The following is a 14,131-nucleotide window of genomic DNA, read 5'->3' as shown; positions in this document are numbered from 1 at the left end:
CTGATCGCCCGGAGGTTACCGCCCGGTATTCGGAGTTGTGGAGGGGTGCGGCGGGAGTGAGTCCTAACCGTTGCCGGTCAGCGTCCCGCTGTCCGCGTCCGGAAGGACGCCTTCACCGTCTCCCGGCAGCCCGATGCCGGCTCCGGGGTCGGTGCCGGGAGGGGTGGGCAGGGGTGCCCCGGGCTTCACGCCGCCCGTGGGCCGGTCCGACGGCGAGGGTTTCGGAACGGGCTTCGGAGTGGGCTTCGCGGAGGGCTTGGGCGAGGACGAGGGCGGCTCGGACGCCGGCCGTGAGGGTGTCGCGCCGGTACGTGGCCCCGCATCGCCCGGCTTGCTCCGCGCGGTGCCGGGCGAGCCCGGCTTCGTACCAGAACCGGAACCAGAGCCGGAGGCGGAACCCGAACCCGCACCCGCACCGCTCCCGTCCAGCACCACATGGTGCCCGTCCTTGAAGTAGCCGTACCAGGACAAGACGACGCGAAGGTACTCCCGCGACCGGTTGTAGGACAGGATCGCCCGGTCGAGGTCCTGTGCCCGGGAGAGGTCGCGCCCGCCCGCGCACAGGTAGCGGCCCGCCGCGAGCGCCGCGTCGTAGACGTTGTGGGGGTCCGTGCTGCCGTCGCCGTTGCCGTCGGCGCCCCACCTGGCCCAGGTGGACGGGATGAACTGCATGGGGCCGACGGCGTGGTCGTAGGAGGTGTCACGGTCGTACGCGCCGCCGTCGGTGTCCCGGATCTGGGCGAACCCCTGGCCGTTCAGCTGCGGACCGACGATGGGCGCGTACGTCGTACCGTCCGCGTCCACCCGACCGCCGCGCGCCTGACCGGACTCCACCTGACCGATCGCGGCGAGCAGCTGCCAGCGCAGATCGCATCCCGGGGCACTCCGCGCGAGCGCCGCCTCCGCCTTCCGGTACGCGGCGAGGACCGTGCCCGGCAGCGTTGCGCGGCCGACCGCGACGACGGGGCCGCCCGAGGACGGCTGTGCCGACGGGCCGGCCATGTAGCGCACCCCCAAGGGGGGAAGTTCGCGATAGTAGTGGGTATCGCCCGAAATCTCCTGGTCCGGTGATGTGTTGGCACCCTCGGGCGTGGAGGCGCCCGCCGCGAGACCCGGCGCCTGCGATCCCGTCAGCGCCGCCATGGCCGCCGCCGCGACCGCCGTCCCCGTAACACCTCTGCGTATCCGCCCCGACAACCGTCCTGCCAACTGCGCGGCCAACTGTCCAGCCATACGTCAGACCCCTCCCCATCCCGCTGCCGCGCCGAAGGGGCGCGGACACTGTCACCTGTCTCTACGGGGGGAGGGGGCCGGTCCGTCGCGCCAAGTCGGGTCACAGGCCCGCGTCGCGGTGGGTGGGGCGGCCGTCGAGGACCGTGAGCAGCACCGGGAGCCGGGGCAGATCGGTGGACGGCGTGGTCAGAGGGTTGTCGGCGAAGACGGTCAGATCGGCGCGGTGACCGACGCGCTCCTCGCCGATGCGGCGCAGGGTGTCGTCCGGCACGGTCTCGATCTGCTCGACCCGGTGCCGTACCCCGCCGTCCCCGGTGGCCAGGGCCTTCTCGACGGTGTCGAGGACATGCCGTACGGCCGCGTCACCGATGGCGTGGGTGGCGGTGGGCACCTGGGCCCGGCGCCCTCGGTCCGCCACAGCGTGCCGCCGGTGCCCTGTTGCCCTGGGTCACCACCAGGTGCTCCGTGGGGGTCCCGTCGGCCTCTCTGCCGGCCGTCGATGAGCCGCGCCCCTTCTTGGTACACCGCGGGCGTCAACTGCGCGGCCGCCCTCTGCGTGAACACGCTGTACACGGGCCTGCTCGCCGACGCCCCGGACGCGGTCGCCCAACTGAGGCGCCTGCACCGCGGAGTTGTCGCTCCGAAGATCCGAAGACCATCAGCCGGTGGCATTGGGCGGTGTCTGGCTGCTGCGGCCGGATGTGCTGCCGATGCGGGCGGTGAGCAGGGCGATGTCGTCGTCGGCGGATGCCGGGACCAGACGGGTGATCAGCAAGTCGCAGAGTTGGTCGAGCGGTCGCTGGGGTTCGGTGAGCAGGCGGGTGAGGTCGGAGAGGCGTTCGTCGATGTCACGGCCGCGGGCTTCGATCAGTCCGTCGGTGTAGAGCACAAGGATGCTGCCGGGAGGCAGGGTGATGTCGGTGGTCGTGAAGTCGATGCCGCCGACGCCGAGCGGGGCGCCGGGCGGGGTCTTGATCAGGTGGACGGTGCCGTCGGGCTCCGCCGCGGCGGGCGGGGGGTGGCCGGCGCGGGTGATGGTGCAGCGGCCTGTGGTGGGGTCGCAGACGGCGTACAGGAAGGTGGCGAGCATCGGCTCGGCCAGGTCGGCGAGAGTGGCTTCCAGATGGTGCAGCAGTTCGGTCGCGGGCATGTCGAGGCGGGCCAGGGCCCGGACGGTGGCGGAGAGCCGCCCCATGACCGCGGCCGCGGCGATGCCGTGACCCATGACGTCGCCGATGAGCAGGGCCGCTTTGTCGTCGGGGAGATGCAGGACGTCGTACCAGTCGCCGCCGACTTCGTTGACGTCGCTGGCGGGCAGGTAACGGTGGGCCACTTCGATGCCGGGCGGCGGAGTGATGTGCTGCGGCAGCATGCTGCGCTGGAGTACGACCGCGGTCTCGTGCTCACGGTGGTATAGACGCGCGTTGTCGATGCTGACGGCGGCGCGGGCGGCGAGTTCGCCGGCGAGGGTGACGTCGTCGGATCCGAAGGGGCCGACGGGTCGGGTGCGGTAGAAGGTGGCGACGCCGAGGACCAGGTCGCGGGCGACGAGCGGAACCATCATGAACGAGTGCACCCCCGCCTTGAGCAGCTGGGCCGGTGCGGTGGAGTGGCGGGCCGCGGGGGCGATGGCCCGCTCGTCGAGGCGGGCGATCAGGAACGGCTGGCGGGCGGCGAGTGCCTGGGTGTACGGGGCGGCTGCGGGGAAGCCGAGGGTTCGGCCGAGCGGGGCCAGGATGTCGGTGATGTTGGAACCGGTCAGCGGGGCCTTGCCCAGGCGCCGCAGCGCGACGCCGCCGGTCAGCCCCATGTCGGGCTCGTCGCCACGGGCAAGGATGTCCAGGATGTCGACGGTGACGGCATCGGCCAGGTCCGGGACGGCGAGGCCGGCCAGCTCCTGGGCGGTACGCTCCAGCTCCAGGCTGGCACCCATGCGGACGCTGGCCTCGCTGAGCAGGGCGAGCCTGCGGCGGCCCGCCTCCGCCTCGGTGTGGGCCCGCTGCTGCTCAGTGATGTCGAGCAGGGAGGCGATCACGCCGATCGGCCGGCCGGCGGGATCTTCCACCCGTACATACGAGCATGACCACACCCGGTCGTGCTCCGGATCGGCCGGCGTCCGCCCGGTACGCCGCCGGTCAAGGACCGGCTCCCCGGTGTCCAGCACCTGCCGCATCGCCTCCTCCATCTCGCCCGCGTTCACCTCCGGCAGCAACTCGGCCAGGCGACGGCCCACGTGTGCGGACTCCGCGAAGCCGTTCATCGCTTCGAGCGCCGGGTTGACCTGCAGGAACCGCAGATGCGTGTCGAGGACGGCGATGCCGACCGGTGAACGGGAGAAGAGCCCGTCCCACACCGCCGACGACCCTCGGATACGGCGCGCCGCGTGGGCATCGGCCGCGAAGACCAGCACCGCCGAGGCCCCGTGCCGCCCGCTGTGTACCGGACAGGCCCAGATCTCGAGCTCCAGTGGGTGCCCGTCGCGGTGCCACGCCGTCACCGTGCCCATCACCCCGCGCCCCGTGGCGGCGGTCTCCCAGAGCGACCGGCCCAGGCTGCTGTCGGCCCCCGGATGCAGAAGGTCGGCGATGTGCCGCCCCACCACTTGCGGCGGGGTGTAGCCGAGCAGTTGCTGCGCGGTGTAGTTCCACCGCACGATCGTCCCGTCGGCACTGGTGGCCACCTGCGCGACCTGCAGGGCACCCAGCCACCCTCCGGCGTCCTGGGCGGCGCCGCTGATCAGCTCATTGACCGGTATCTGCTCATTCATCCGCAACCTGCCCCCTCTCGGGCAGCCACAGGCCTCACATACCCATCCTGGTCCCGCCAGTCCCGGACCGCCCCCTGGCCGACAGCCTGCGGGAGTGGGTGACCGGGGCTGCTGCGCTGCTTCTGCTGCCTCCCGCGGTAGAACGGCTCATCGCCACGAATGGGACCCACCTCGCCCGTACTGCCGCAGCGGCGCAGGAACTGATCCCGGCCCGTTGGGACAAGTGTGGCCCGGACTGGCGTTTCGACGTGCGCGGCGGCTTCTTCGTGGGCGACGGTGGACCCGCCCTGGTTTTGCGTTCGTGCCCCGTACGGTCGTCGGCTTCGCCAAGGGCGAGCCGTTCGGCCGGCCCCGCTGGCGTTTTGAGGAGGCTCTCATGAACTGGACACTCGAAGTCGTCCCGGTCCCTGTCACCGATATGGACCGGGCGAAGGACTTCTACGCCGACAAGATCGGCTTCAAGGTCGACCTCGACGACGAGGTCGCCCCCGGTATGCGCATCATCCAGCTGACCCCGCCCGGCTCGCGGTGTTCGATCGCGATGCTCCAGGGAATGCCGAAGGCGCCAGGTATGAAGGAGATGGCCCCGGGCACGCTGCAGGGCCTGCAGATCTGTGTCACGGACATCGAGGCGGCCCGCGAGGAGCTGCTGGGCCGAGGCGTGGATGTCTCTCCGATCCGCCACGTCGGCGCGACGGGCTGGGAGGACGGCAAGGGGGACACCTGGAACTCGTTCATGTCCTTCGAGGACCCGGACGGAAATGGATGGGTGATCCAGGAGGCCCCGTCGGAGCTGTCGGAACGCTGACCAGGCGCGTAGAGCAGTAGCGGGCGGGACGGGAGCCAGCTGCCTGGCTTCCGCCCCGCCCGTCGTTTCGGCCCTGGTCTTCTCGCTCTGGAACGAAAGGTCCAGTGGGCTCGCCTCACACCGGCGGCAGCCGCCTGCCGGAAACGCTGGTCGAGGCTGGTGAGGTGAACGCAGTCGGCTGAGGCTGAGGCGGCGAAGAGGTGCTTTCGGCTGCCCGGCGGCGTCCGGCGACCATGACGAATGTGACGCTGATCAGCAGCGCCCAGGCGGCGATCTTCATGGGGGAGACCGGCTGCCATCCGTGGAGTTGATTCGGGTAGCTCCATGCTCCGACGCAGGTGGCGGCGTTTTCCGCGACCCAGAGAAAGAACCCGATGAGGGTGAAGCCCAGCGCGAGCGGCATACGGTATCGCCGCTGCCCCACCGAGTAGCCGACTGAGGTTCCGATGGTGGCGAGCAGCATGAGGGCGGCGAGAACCCAACGGGCGTCAGGCAGCCAGTGGTGGCTGAAGAAGTTGACGTACACGGCAGCGGCCAGCGACACCATCACGCGCGGCCGGTAACCGGTGAGTTGGAGTGACATGAGCCGCCACGCCCGGCAGACGTAGCTGCCGACGGCCGAGTAGAGGAAACCCCCGTACAGCGGCACGCCGGCAAACTTGGTGACGGCGTCCTCGGGATAGCTCCAGGAGCCCAACTGGACCTTGACCAGCTCGAACAGCAGCCCAATGAGATGACAGGCGGCGATCACCGCAGTATCCCGGGCGGTGTCCCAGCCCACACGGCGGGCCAGGACCGTGAGGAGTACTCCGTAACCGAGCAACAGGTCGTAGCGCGCCACGGAAAGCTCCGGCAACAGACCGGATACGGCCACACCACCCACGAGCGCGACCGCGAAGGCGCAGCAGCGCGCCTGCTGCCACCCGAAAAGGAGAAGTTGCCGAAATGCGTGCTGCACGGATGTCATACCCGCAAGACGCCTGACCTGGGATGCGGGGTTGCGCGACGAGACGTGAAGCACAAAATTGACCCATGGTTCATGCATCAAAATGCACCCTCTGTCAGGTCGCTTGGCTGCCTAGAGTCGTAGTCACAAGGGCCGCGGGAGATGCCGACGGCCGAACTCAGCACAGGGAGTACGACTATGAACGCCTCCGCACTGATGCCGGTTCTCACCCGCGCCGCCTCCGCCGAGACCACCGGCGACCCCAGCAGTGTCATGACCCTGCTCGCCGACTGTGGCACCGACGGCAGCTCGCTCACCAGCTACCGCTCGCGGTTCGCCAAGGGAGCGGTGGGCGCCCCGGCTCACTTCCACACCAGGGCGTCCGAGCTCTTCTTCGTCATCGGCGGCTCGCTTCAGGTGCTCATCGACGACGAGGTCAAGATCCTCGATGAGGGTGACTTGCTGCTCGTACCGCCGCACACTCCCCATGCCTTCGCTGCGGCTCCTGGAGCCGAAGCCGACGTGCTGTTCGTCTTCACGCCGGGCATGCCGCGTTTCGACTACCTGCGGTTGCTGGGCCGGGTGATGCGGGGCGAGGCAAGCCCGCAGGAAATCAAGGAGTCCTCCGAGCACTTCGACAACCACTACGTCGACAGCCCGGTGTGGCGTGCCGCCCTGGAGGGCTAGGAAACGTGGCCGGCCTGGTTTCCGTGAGTCGAGGTCGTCGGCGTCAGAGCACGCCGGGTGCGTGTGGGGGTGTTCTTCCAGCAGTCCCACGGCGACGAAGGCGCCGCACTCCGCGCGGTGTCCTCGTCAGGTGACCGCACCAGTCGGCAGGCAGATCTCGGCTGCGTGGGTCGGGTGCCATTCCCCGCCCCTGATGACGTCGCTGTTGAGCACGTCGCCGTGCGCCTACGACTCAGTGAGGCACCGCGAGCGCACTGCGAGTCGCCTGAGCCACAGTGTGGGGTCGAAACGCTCACGTGAGGGTCGGAAGCGACACAGCTGAGACGGATGGGGTTGCAGGGGCGTTGCGGCTCGTCAAGTGCCGGGTTCGTCGCGTTCCGAGGCCTCGAGCCGGGCGACAGGGCCGCCCGAGTTACCCGCCCACCAGGCGGATGGGCCGCCGAGCTGACGAGCCGCCACCCCAGCGGTACCTGTCGCACCAACCGCACCGGCCGTCCCGACAGTCGTCCTGTTCGTCTCATCACCCTCCCCGCCCGTGGGTTGAAACGCTCCCGCGATGACCGCAAGTGGAAATGGCCGGTGTGGTGAACGCTGGGCGGGCAGGACAGGAGGCCCCGTCACGGCAACGCCTGACGGCGCCGTCCGTCATCGGGACGGCGACACCAGTCCCACCTCGTAGGCGATGATGACGAGTTTGACCCGGTCGCGGACGCCGAGTTTGGAGAGCAGGCTTGCCACGTGCGTCTTGGCGGTCCCCGGGCTGATGTGGAGGTGAGCCGCGAGCTCGCCATTGGACATGCCGCGGCCGACGAGGGTCAGTACTTCGCGTTCCCGCGCGGTGACGCCGGCTAGCTCCGCCGGCGGTGGGGCCGGTTCCGGGCGGCCGGCGAACTCCGCGATGAGGCGGCGGGTGACGTTCGGCGCGATCAGGGCGTCGCCCGCCGCCACCACGTGAATGGCCGTGAGAATGTCCTCCAGGGCCAGGTCCTTGACGAGGAAGCCGCTCGCACCTGCGCGCAGCGAGGCGTAGATATTGGTGTCGCTGTCGAAGGTGGTGAGGATGACGACGCGGCTCCCCGGGGAATCGGCTGTGATCATCTGTGTGGCCTCGATGCCGTCCATGCCGGGCATGCGGATGTCCATGACGACCACGTCGGGGCGCAGTTCTCTGGCCAGGCCGACCGCCTGGGTGCCGGTCTCGGCCTCGCCGACGACGTCGATGTCCGGGCTGTGCTCAATGACCATGCGCAGCCCGGCGCGGACCAACGCCTGGTCGTCGGCGAGTACGACGCGGATTGTCATGGGGCCTCAGCCGTCGAAGCCGTCGTAACTGTCGAAGTCGTTGGGGCCGCCGCGGCGGGTGGCAGAGGCAGGCGTGCCGTGACGCGGAAGCCGCCTTCGGGCCGTGGCCCGGCGGTGAAACTGCCTCCGAGGAGCGCGACTCGCTCGCGCATGCCGCGGATGCCGTAGCCGGAGTTGGCGGTCGCGGTGGCTGTGCGGCCGGGCCCGTCGTTGACCACCTCGACCAGAAGTTCGCGGGGCCGGCAGTCGACCGTCGCCCGGCAGTGCTGGGTGGCCGCGTGACGTACCACGTTGGTCACCGACTCCTGGATGATGCGGAAGGCGGACTGGTCGACGGCGGTGGGCAGCGGGCGCTGTTCTCCGCGGCGCCGTACCTCCACCTGGACTCCAGCCTCGGCCGTCGTCGAGACCAGCCGGTCGAGGTCCGTGAGCCCCGCGAACGGCGCCCGTTCCAGGGACGGCTCCCGCTCCGGCTTCGTCTGGCGGAGTAGATCGAGCATGTGCCGCAGACCCCGCAGGGTCTCCCGGCTGGTGGCCTCGATGGCTTGCAGCGCGCTCCGTGCCTGCTCGGGCTCGCTGCCGATGACCCGGCTGCCGGCGCCGGCCTGGATCGCGATGACGCCGATGCTGTGGGCGACCATGTCGTGCAGTTCGCGCGCGATGCGCAGCCGCTCGGCCGTAACGGCCTGGGCGGAGGCTTGGTCGCGCAACGCCTCGCCGTACTCGCGCCGTTGGCGGACAGATGTGCCCGTCAACCAGGCGAAGAGGACCGCGAGGGCCAGGCAGGTCGTCAGTCCGAGATAACCCGGAGCCAGTACGCGGGCCCAGCCGCCGTCCCTGAAGAGGGCCAGTTGCAGGACCGTCTCCTGGACGGCGAGCGCGACGACTGCCGCGGCGAGACCGGCGCGGGGCGCCCGCGTGGCCGCGACCACGCCGACCAGGAGGTGCCCGGCCGGAAGGAGTGGCCATATCTGCTCGGCCCGCAGTCCCAGAGCCGCCGCGCCGGCCGTTTGGGCCAGGAGTACCGCGAGGACCGGCCACGGCTGTCGCCGTATCCACCCGAGCGGCGCCGCCATCGCGAACGCCACCCCGGCGAGGGCGGCGCCCTGGCTCTCCTGCCCGACGACTGGTACCGGGCCGCCCGCCATCGTCGCGTACAGCGCCAGACCCAGCGCAGCCACCCCGAGACAGATCAGCAGTCGCTGAAGCGGTGGAGCGGGAGGCCGGTGCGGCGTGATGTCGGGCACGCTCGCGATCGTAGATTGCCGCTCACGCCCCGGCATCAGCCTGCAGGTGTATGCCTTCAGGCAGATGCGGCATCTTCGATTCCTGCCCGTGGACCGATGTGGCACGGGCCTGGCCGGCGGCAACGTGGACCGCATGATCGAAGTCAACGGACTGAGCAAACGCTTCGGCGACGTTCTCGCCGTCAACGAGCTGACTTTCACCGTACGGCCCGGGAACGTCACCGGGTTCCTCGGACCGAACGGCGCCGGCAAGAGCACCACCCTGCGCATGATCCTCGGGCTGAACCGGCCCACCGCCGGAACCGCCACCATCGACGGGAGCCCGTTCGCCCACCGGCAGGCCGGCCTGCACCACGTCGGTGCGCTGCTGGATGCCGGAGATGTCCACCCCGGCCGAAGCGCCGCCGCTCACCTGTCGGCGCTGGCCCGCAGTAACGGTCTGCCCCGCCGCCGGGTGCGGGAGGTTCTGGAGGAGGTGGGACTGGCCGGCGCGGCGCGCCGTCGCGTCGGCGGGTTCTCCCTGGGGATGCGGCAGCGGCTCGGCATCGCGACCGCGCTCCTCGGCGATCCGCCCGTGCTGCTGTTCGACGAGCCGGTCAACGGCCTTGACCCGGAGGGCGTGCGGTGGGTGCGCGACCTCTTCAAGCGGCTGGCCGCCGAGGGGCGCACGGTGCTCGTATCGAGCCATCTGATGAGCGAGATGGAGAACACCGCCGACCATCTCGTCGTCATCGGCCGTGGCGAACTGATCGCGGAAGAGACCGTCACCGCGTTCGCCGCGCGCGGCACCCGTACCCGCGTCACCGTGCGCACGCCCGACGCCGTTCGGCTCGCGGGCGTCCTGACCCCGGAGGGTGCGGGCGTACGAACGGACGGAGCCGAGTCGCTCACGGTGACGGGGCTGACCGCGGCCCGCATTGGTGAGCTCGCCTTCGAACACCGGATCATGCTGCGTGAACTCGCCTCGCGCAGCGCCTCGCTGGAGGAAGCATTCATGGAACTGACCGCAGACCGCGCCGACTACCTCGCGGGTGATCGCCGATGACCGGGGTAACCCCGCTGACGACTTCCCGGCCGGCCACGACCGCCCGTTCCGTGCCGCCGGTCGAACCGCGCGCCCGTATGAAGGACCTCATCGCCGCCGAGTGGATCAAGTTGTGGTCGCTGCGCTCGACGTACTGGGTGCTCGGGCTCGGCGTCCTGGTACTGATCGGGCTCGCCGTGCAGAGCAGTCTCGACACATACGGCAACTGGCAGGACTTCGGACCGCAGGAGAAGTCCCACTACGACCCGATGACCGAGGCGCTCAGCGGTGTCGGCGTGGCCCTCCTCATGATCGGTGCGGGCAGTGTCGGGGCCCTGACGATCGTCGGCGAGTACGCCTCAGGCCTGATCCGCACCACGCTGACCGCGGTACCGGCCCGCCACCGGGTGGTGGTGGCCAAGGCAGTGGTGGTCGCGGGCGTCATGCTCACCGTCGGCGTGGTCGTCTCGGTGGGTACGTTCAGCGCGAGCCAGGCCATCTTGTCCGGCCGCGGTATCGGCCTCTCGATGGGCGAGCCCGGCGTCCCCCGCGTGCTCGTGGCGAACGCGCTGCTCGCGCCGGTGGCGGCGCTGGTCGGCATGGGCATCGGAGCGGTCCTGCGGCATACGGCCACCACCGTCGTCACGGCCTGTGGCGTCCTCGTCGTCCTGCCGGGCTTCTTCAAACCGAGCGTCCACCAGTGGGCGAATGACATGTACGGCATGTTCCCCTACTACGCCTGGCGCACCTGCCTGTCCCAACTTCAGCCCCGCACCGGCTCCGCCCTGCCCACGGTGGCCGAATCGTGGACGGCCTTCGCGCTCTGGCCGCTCGCCGCTATAGCGCTCACCGTGCTCGCCGTGCGGTGGCGTGACGTGTGAACGTGCAGCCGCGGACACTGGGCGTGGGCGTGGGCGCGGCTCGGGTTCGGGGAGGTCGTGTCACTGGCCATTGCGAACAGTCGGCGGCACCCTGTGTTGCTGCGTACGGCTGCGCCTGCAAGCAGGGGGTGGGCGGAAAACCATTGGGTGGACCATGCATCCGACCGACAGAATGGCAACCATGAACCACCGGCGCGACGACGTCCCCGGCGCCCCCACGGCGGCCCGGGCGACGGACTGGACCACCCCGCCCATCACCACACCCATCACCACGGACCTCCTGCGCGGCGCCCTGGAACTGGAGCGCACCGAACACGGGTTGCTACCGCACCGGCTGCCCGCCCGGGCCCGTGCACAGTGCGCCGATGGGCAGTTGGCCATGGCGGAGGCCCAGCCCTCCGGCGTACGGCTGGTGTTCCGCACGCGGGCCACCGCCGTCGAGCTGGATGCGCTCCGCACCAAGAATGCCTACCTGGGCGCCCCGCCCCGATGGCGTGTACGACCTGCTCGTCGACGGCCGGCTGACCGCGCAGGCCAGTGTGACCGGCGGCAACATCCTCATGGTGGACATGACCACCGGGTCCGCGGAAACCCGGCCCGGCCCGGTCGGCACCGTCCAGTTCTCCGGCCTCTCGAACCGCGTCAAGGACGTCGAGATCTGGCTGCCGTACAACGAGATCACCGAGCTGATCGCCCTGCGCACTGACGCCCCCGTCGAGCCCCGACCGGACGATGGGCGCAAGAGGTGGCTGCACCACGGCAGTTCGATCAGCCACGGCTCCGACGCCGCAAGCCCCAGCACAACCTGGCCCGCGCTGGCCGGCTCCCTCGGCGGCGTGGAACTGACCAACCTGGGCCTGGGCGGCAGTTCCCTGCTCGACCCGTTCACCGCACGCGCTATGCGCGACACCCCCGCGGACCTGATCAGCGTCAAGATCGGCATCAACCTCGTCAACACCGACCTGATGCGCCTGCGCGCCTTCGGCCCCGCGGTGCACGGCTTCCTCGACACCATCCGCGAGGGCCACCCCACCACTCCACTCCTGGTCGTCTCGCCCATCCTGTGCCCCATCCACGAGGACACCCCCGGCCCCAGCGCCCCGGATTTCAGCAACCTCACCGCTGGAAGACTCCAGTTCCGGGCCTCGGGCGACCCCGCGGAACGGGCCGGCGGAAAGCTGACCCTCAACGTCATCCGGGACGAACTGACCCGCCTCGTGAAGCAGCGGGCAACCGACGACCCGCACCTGCACTACCTCGACGGCCGCGACCTCTACGGCGAGGCGGACTTCGCCGAACTGCCGCTGCCCGACCAGCTCCACCCGGACGCTGCCGCACACCGCCGCATCGGCGAACGCTTCGCCGCCCTGGCCTTCGGAGTCGGCGGCCCGTTCGCCGCCCAGCGTGCCTGAACGTGAACTGATCTTTGGTGTCGCTGCTAGGGGCCGTTCATGACCGTGGTTCTTGTACGACGCCGGCGATGACCGCGGTCACGACCTTGTGGACGGCTCCAGCCTCCGGACGGGCACCTTTCCGGTCGGCGAAGAGCATGTGTCCGGTTCCGATCAGCGTGGGGGCGAGGGCGTCGACGTCGGCATCCCCCGCGATGCGGCCCAGTTCGCGTTCGGCGGTGAGGTAGGAGGCGATCATGGCCGTGGCTTCCGTCAGTACCGGGATGCCGGTCGGTGTGGTCTGGCGGAGCCGGGCGCGCAGATCATCCCGGGAGGTGACGAGGCCGACGATCGCCACTGCGACCGACCCGAACAGGTCCGTCAGAGCGCCGGTGAGGTTGTTGGCAACGGTGCCGGTCCCGGCGGAGTTGCGCAGTGTGGCTTCTTGGCTGTCGATCCGGGCGATGCGGTCCAGCACGAGCTCGGCGAGGAAGGCGTCGAAGTCGGCGAAGTGCCGGTGCAGGACGCCTTTGGCGCAGCCTGCCTCAGTGGTGACCGCGCGGCTGGTCAGCGCGCTCGGCCCGTCGCGGATCAGGACGCGCTCGGCGGCGTCGAACAGCTGCTCGCGCGCGTCGCGGATGGCTACTCCCGTCGGCACCGTGTATCTCCTCTTTCTCTCGCTCAGCCCGTTCCGATTGACGAGTGGGCGTCTGCCCATTCATAGTGGGCGCATGCCCACTCTACCTCCGGAGCCAGCGCCTCTCTCGGGGCATGAGTCGCATCAACACCGCCAGGTGGCGGAGTCGTTCGGCTCGGATGCCGAACGCTACGACACGGCTCGCCCCCGCTACCCCCAAGCCATGGTGGGCCGGATCGTCGCCGCCATCCCCGGCCCCGGCGTCCTCGACGTCGGCTGCGGGACCGGAATCGCCGCCCGGCAGTTCCAGGCAGCCGGTTGCAGGGTGCTCGGGGTCGAGCCCGACGCGCGGATGGCCGACCTGGCGCGGAACCTCGGGGTCGAGACTGACGTAGCGACGTTTGAAGCCTGGGATCCGGCCGGCCGGGAATTCGACGCGGTCGTCGCCGGCCAGGCCTGGCACTGGGTAGACCCGGTCGCGGGAGCGGCCAAGGCCGCGCAGGTGCTGCGGCCCGGCGGCCGGCTGGCAGCGTTCTGGAACGTCTTCCAGCTTCCGCCCGACGTGGCCGGAGCCTTCGCCGCGGTCTACCGCCGGGTGATGCCCGACTCGCCGTTCAGCCTCCAGGCGATGACGAGTCAAGCCCTGGACGGCTACCAGGTGCTGTTCACCAAGGCTGCCGACGGTATCCGAGAGGCGGGTGGATTCAGCGACCCGGAGCAGTGGCGATTCGACTGGGAGTGGTCCTACACGCGGGACGCGTGGGTGGACCAGTTGCCTACCCATGGCGCCTTCACGCAGCTTACGTCGGACAAGTTGGCAGAGGTGCTCAAGGGTGTCGGGGCCGCTATCGACGCCATGGGCGGCAGTTTCACGATGCGTTACGCGACGGTAGCGGTCACCGCGGTGCGTAACGGGCGCTCGCTGACCTGAGAGTGAGCCGCCCGCTCCCTGGACGGGCCGCCGTGCCGCCCTTCGGGGAGCACTGTGCAGGGACCGACGCCGTGAGCACACCAGTTGCCAGCACATGGCATCGACCGCACCGACCGCATCACACGGGGAGCCCCACATGCGTACCTTCATCCGCCGCCCTGCCGTACTCGCCGCGACCGCCGTAGCCGCCCTCAGCCTGACGCTCACCGCCTGCGGCAACGGCACGAACGTCTCGGGCCACGCCTGCACGTAGTGGGCCGAGCACGAGGCGCGGCCT

11 protein-coding genes and 2 pseudogenes are annotated in these 14,131 nt (G+C 70.2%); 6 read left to right on the top strand and 7 right to left on the bottom strand.

Features of this window, described 5'->3' with window-relative positions; genetic code table 11:
- Positions 1–63: 63 nt before the first annotated feature.
- The 3 genes and pseudogenes from J7E96_RS13335 to J7E96_RS13325 form a co-directional block, all read right to left on the bottom strand.
- Positions 64–1,233 carry a lytic transglycosylase domain-containing protein gene (locus tag J7E96_RS13335; RefSeq protein ID WP_251069842.1) on the bottom strand — a complete coding sequence of 390 codons (1,170 nt, stop codon included), beginning with the start codon at positions 1,231–1,233 and terminating at the stop codon, positions 64–66.
- A gap of 100 nt (positions 1,234–1,333) precedes the next feature.
- Positions 1,334–1,633 (bottom strand): annotated as a pseudogene (locus J7E96_RS13330) (hypothetical protein); the annotation flags it as partial.
- 258 nt (positions 1,634–1,891) lie between these two features.
- Positions 1,892–4,000 (bottom strand): SpoIIE family protein phosphatase, encoded by a 2,109-nt coding sequence (locus J7E96_RS13325; RefSeq protein WP_215130833.1) that lies wholly within the window; start codon positions 3,998–4,000, stop codon positions 1,892–1,894.
- A 376-nt stretch (positions 4,001–4,376) separates the two neighbouring features.
- On the opposite strand from J7E96_RS13325, the gene J7E96_RS13320 reads away from it, so the two are divergent.
- Positions 4,377–4,808 (top strand): VOC family protein, encoded by a 432-nt coding sequence (locus tag J7E96_RS13320; RefSeq protein ID WP_215130831.1) that lies wholly within the window; start codon positions 4,377–4,379, stop codon positions 4,806–4,808.
- A gap of 115 nt (positions 4,809–4,923) precedes the next feature.
- On the opposite strand, the gene J7E96_RS13315 is transcribed toward J7E96_RS13320, so the two are convergent.
- Complete coding sequence (locus J7E96_RS13315; protein ID WP_215130829.1) at positions 4,924–5,775, bottom strand: DUF817 domain-containing protein; 852 nt, start codon at positions 5,773–5,775, stop codon at positions 4,924–4,926.
- Positions 5,776–5,952: 177 nt separating this feature from the next.
- Between J7E96_RS13315 and J7E96_RS13310 the strand changes: the two genes are divergently transcribed.
- Positions 5,953–6,441: a cupin domain-containing protein gene (locus tag J7E96_RS13310; RefSeq protein ID WP_215130827.1), complete on the top strand. Its 489-nt coding sequence runs from the start codon at positions 5,953–5,955 to the stop codon at positions 6,439–6,441.
- A gap of 645 nt (positions 6,442–7,086) precedes the next feature.
- On the opposite strand, the gene J7E96_RS13305 is transcribed toward J7E96_RS13310, so the two are convergent.
- Together J7E96_RS13305 and J7E96_RS13300 are read right to left on the bottom strand one after the other, a co-directional pair.
- Positions 7,087–7,743 (bottom strand): response regulator transcription factor, encoded by a 657-nt coding sequence (locus tag J7E96_RS13305; protein WP_215130825.1) that lies wholly within the window; start codon positions 7,741–7,743, stop codon positions 7,087–7,089.
- Entirely contained in the window at positions 7,740–8,990 is a 1,251-nt protein-coding gene (locus J7E96_RS13300; protein WP_308295932.1) for a sensor histidine kinase, read from the bottom strand. The genes J7E96_RS13305 and J7E96_RS13300 overlap by 4 nt, the downstream gene beginning before the upstream one ends.
- Before the next feature lie 133 nt (positions 8,991–9,123).
- On the opposite strand from J7E96_RS13300, the gene J7E96_RS13295 reads away from it, so the two are divergent.
- The 3 genes and pseudogenes from J7E96_RS13295 to J7E96_RS13285 all read left to right on the top strand — a co-directional run bounded on the left by J7E96_RS13295 (position 9,124) and on the right by J7E96_RS13285 (position 12,307).
- Positions 9,124–10,035: an ABC transporter ATP-binding protein gene (locus J7E96_RS13295; RefSeq protein ID WP_215130823.1), complete on the top strand. Its 912-nt coding sequence runs from the start codon at positions 9,124–9,126 to the stop codon at positions 10,033–10,035.
- Positions 10,032–10,895: an ABC transporter permease subunit gene (locus J7E96_RS13290; RefSeq protein ID WP_215130821.1), complete on the top strand. Its 864-nt coding sequence runs from the start codon at positions 10,032–10,034 to the stop codon at positions 10,893–10,895. The genes J7E96_RS13295 and J7E96_RS13290 overlap by 4 nt, the downstream gene beginning before the upstream one ends.
- Before the next feature lie 181 nt (positions 10,896–11,076).
- Positions 11,077–12,307: pseudogene (locus J7E96_RS13285) on the top strand (GDSL-type esterase/lipase family protein).
- A gap of 37 nt (positions 12,308–12,344) precedes the next feature.
- On the opposite strand, the gene J7E96_RS13280 reads toward J7E96_RS13285, so the two are convergent.
- Positions 12,345–12,944: a TetR/AcrR family transcriptional regulator gene (locus tag J7E96_RS13280; protein ID WP_215130819.1), complete on the bottom strand. Its 600-nt coding sequence runs from the start codon at positions 12,942–12,944 to the stop codon at positions 12,345–12,347.
- Between the two features lie 73 nt (positions 12,945–13,017).
- Between J7E96_RS13280 and J7E96_RS13275 the strand changes: the two genes are divergently transcribed.
- Entirely contained in the window at positions 13,018–13,854 is an 837-nt protein-coding gene (locus tag J7E96_RS13275) for a class I SAM-dependent methyltransferase (protein ID WP_215130817.1), read from the top strand.
- Positions 13,855–14,131: the final 277 nt, after the last annotated feature.

It is taken from the genome of Streptomyces sp. ISL-96 (assembly GCF_018614035.1).
Taxonomy (GTDB): domain Bacteria; phylum Actinomycetota; class Actinomycetes; order Streptomycetales; family Streptomycetaceae; genus Streptomyces.
This window is presented reverse-complemented; position numbering and strand designations above follow the sequence as displayed.

Coding starts and splice junctions, on each gene's coding strand:
- J7E96_RS13325 (WP_215130833.1), bottom strand. CDS start 4,000: ATGAATGAGCAGATACCGGTCAATGAGCTGATCAGCGGCGCCGCCCAG.
- J7E96_RS13305 (WP_215130825.1), bottom strand. CDS start 7,743: ATGACAATCCGCGTCGTACTCGCCGACGACCAGGCGTTGGTCCGCGCC.
- J7E96_RS13310 (WP_215130827.1), top strand. CDS start 5,953: ATGAACGCCTCCGCACTGATGCCGGTTCTCACCCGCGCCGCCTCCGCC.
- J7E96_RS13275 (WP_215130817.1), top strand. CDS start 13,018: ATGCCCACTCTACCTCCGGAGCCAGCGCCTCTCTCGGGGCATGAGTCG.
- J7E96_RS13335 (WP_251069842.1), bottom strand. CDS start 1,233: ATGGCTGGACAGTTGGCCGCGCAGTTGGCAGGACGGTTGTCGGGGCGG.
- J7E96_RS13315 (WP_215130829.1), bottom strand. CDS start 5,775: ATGACATCCGTGCAGCACGCATTTCGGCAACTTCTCCTTTTCGGGTGG.
- J7E96_RS13295 (WP_215130823.1), top strand. CDS start 9,124: ATGATCGAAGTCAACGGACTGAGCAAACGCTTCGGCGACGTTCTCGCC.
- J7E96_RS13320 (WP_215130831.1), top strand. CDS start 4,377: ATGAACTGGACACTCGAAGTCGTCCCGGTCCCTGTCACCGATATGGAC.
- J7E96_RS13290 (WP_215130821.1), top strand. CDS start 10,032: ATGACCGGGGTAACCCCGCTGACGACTTCCCGGCCGGCCACGACCGCC.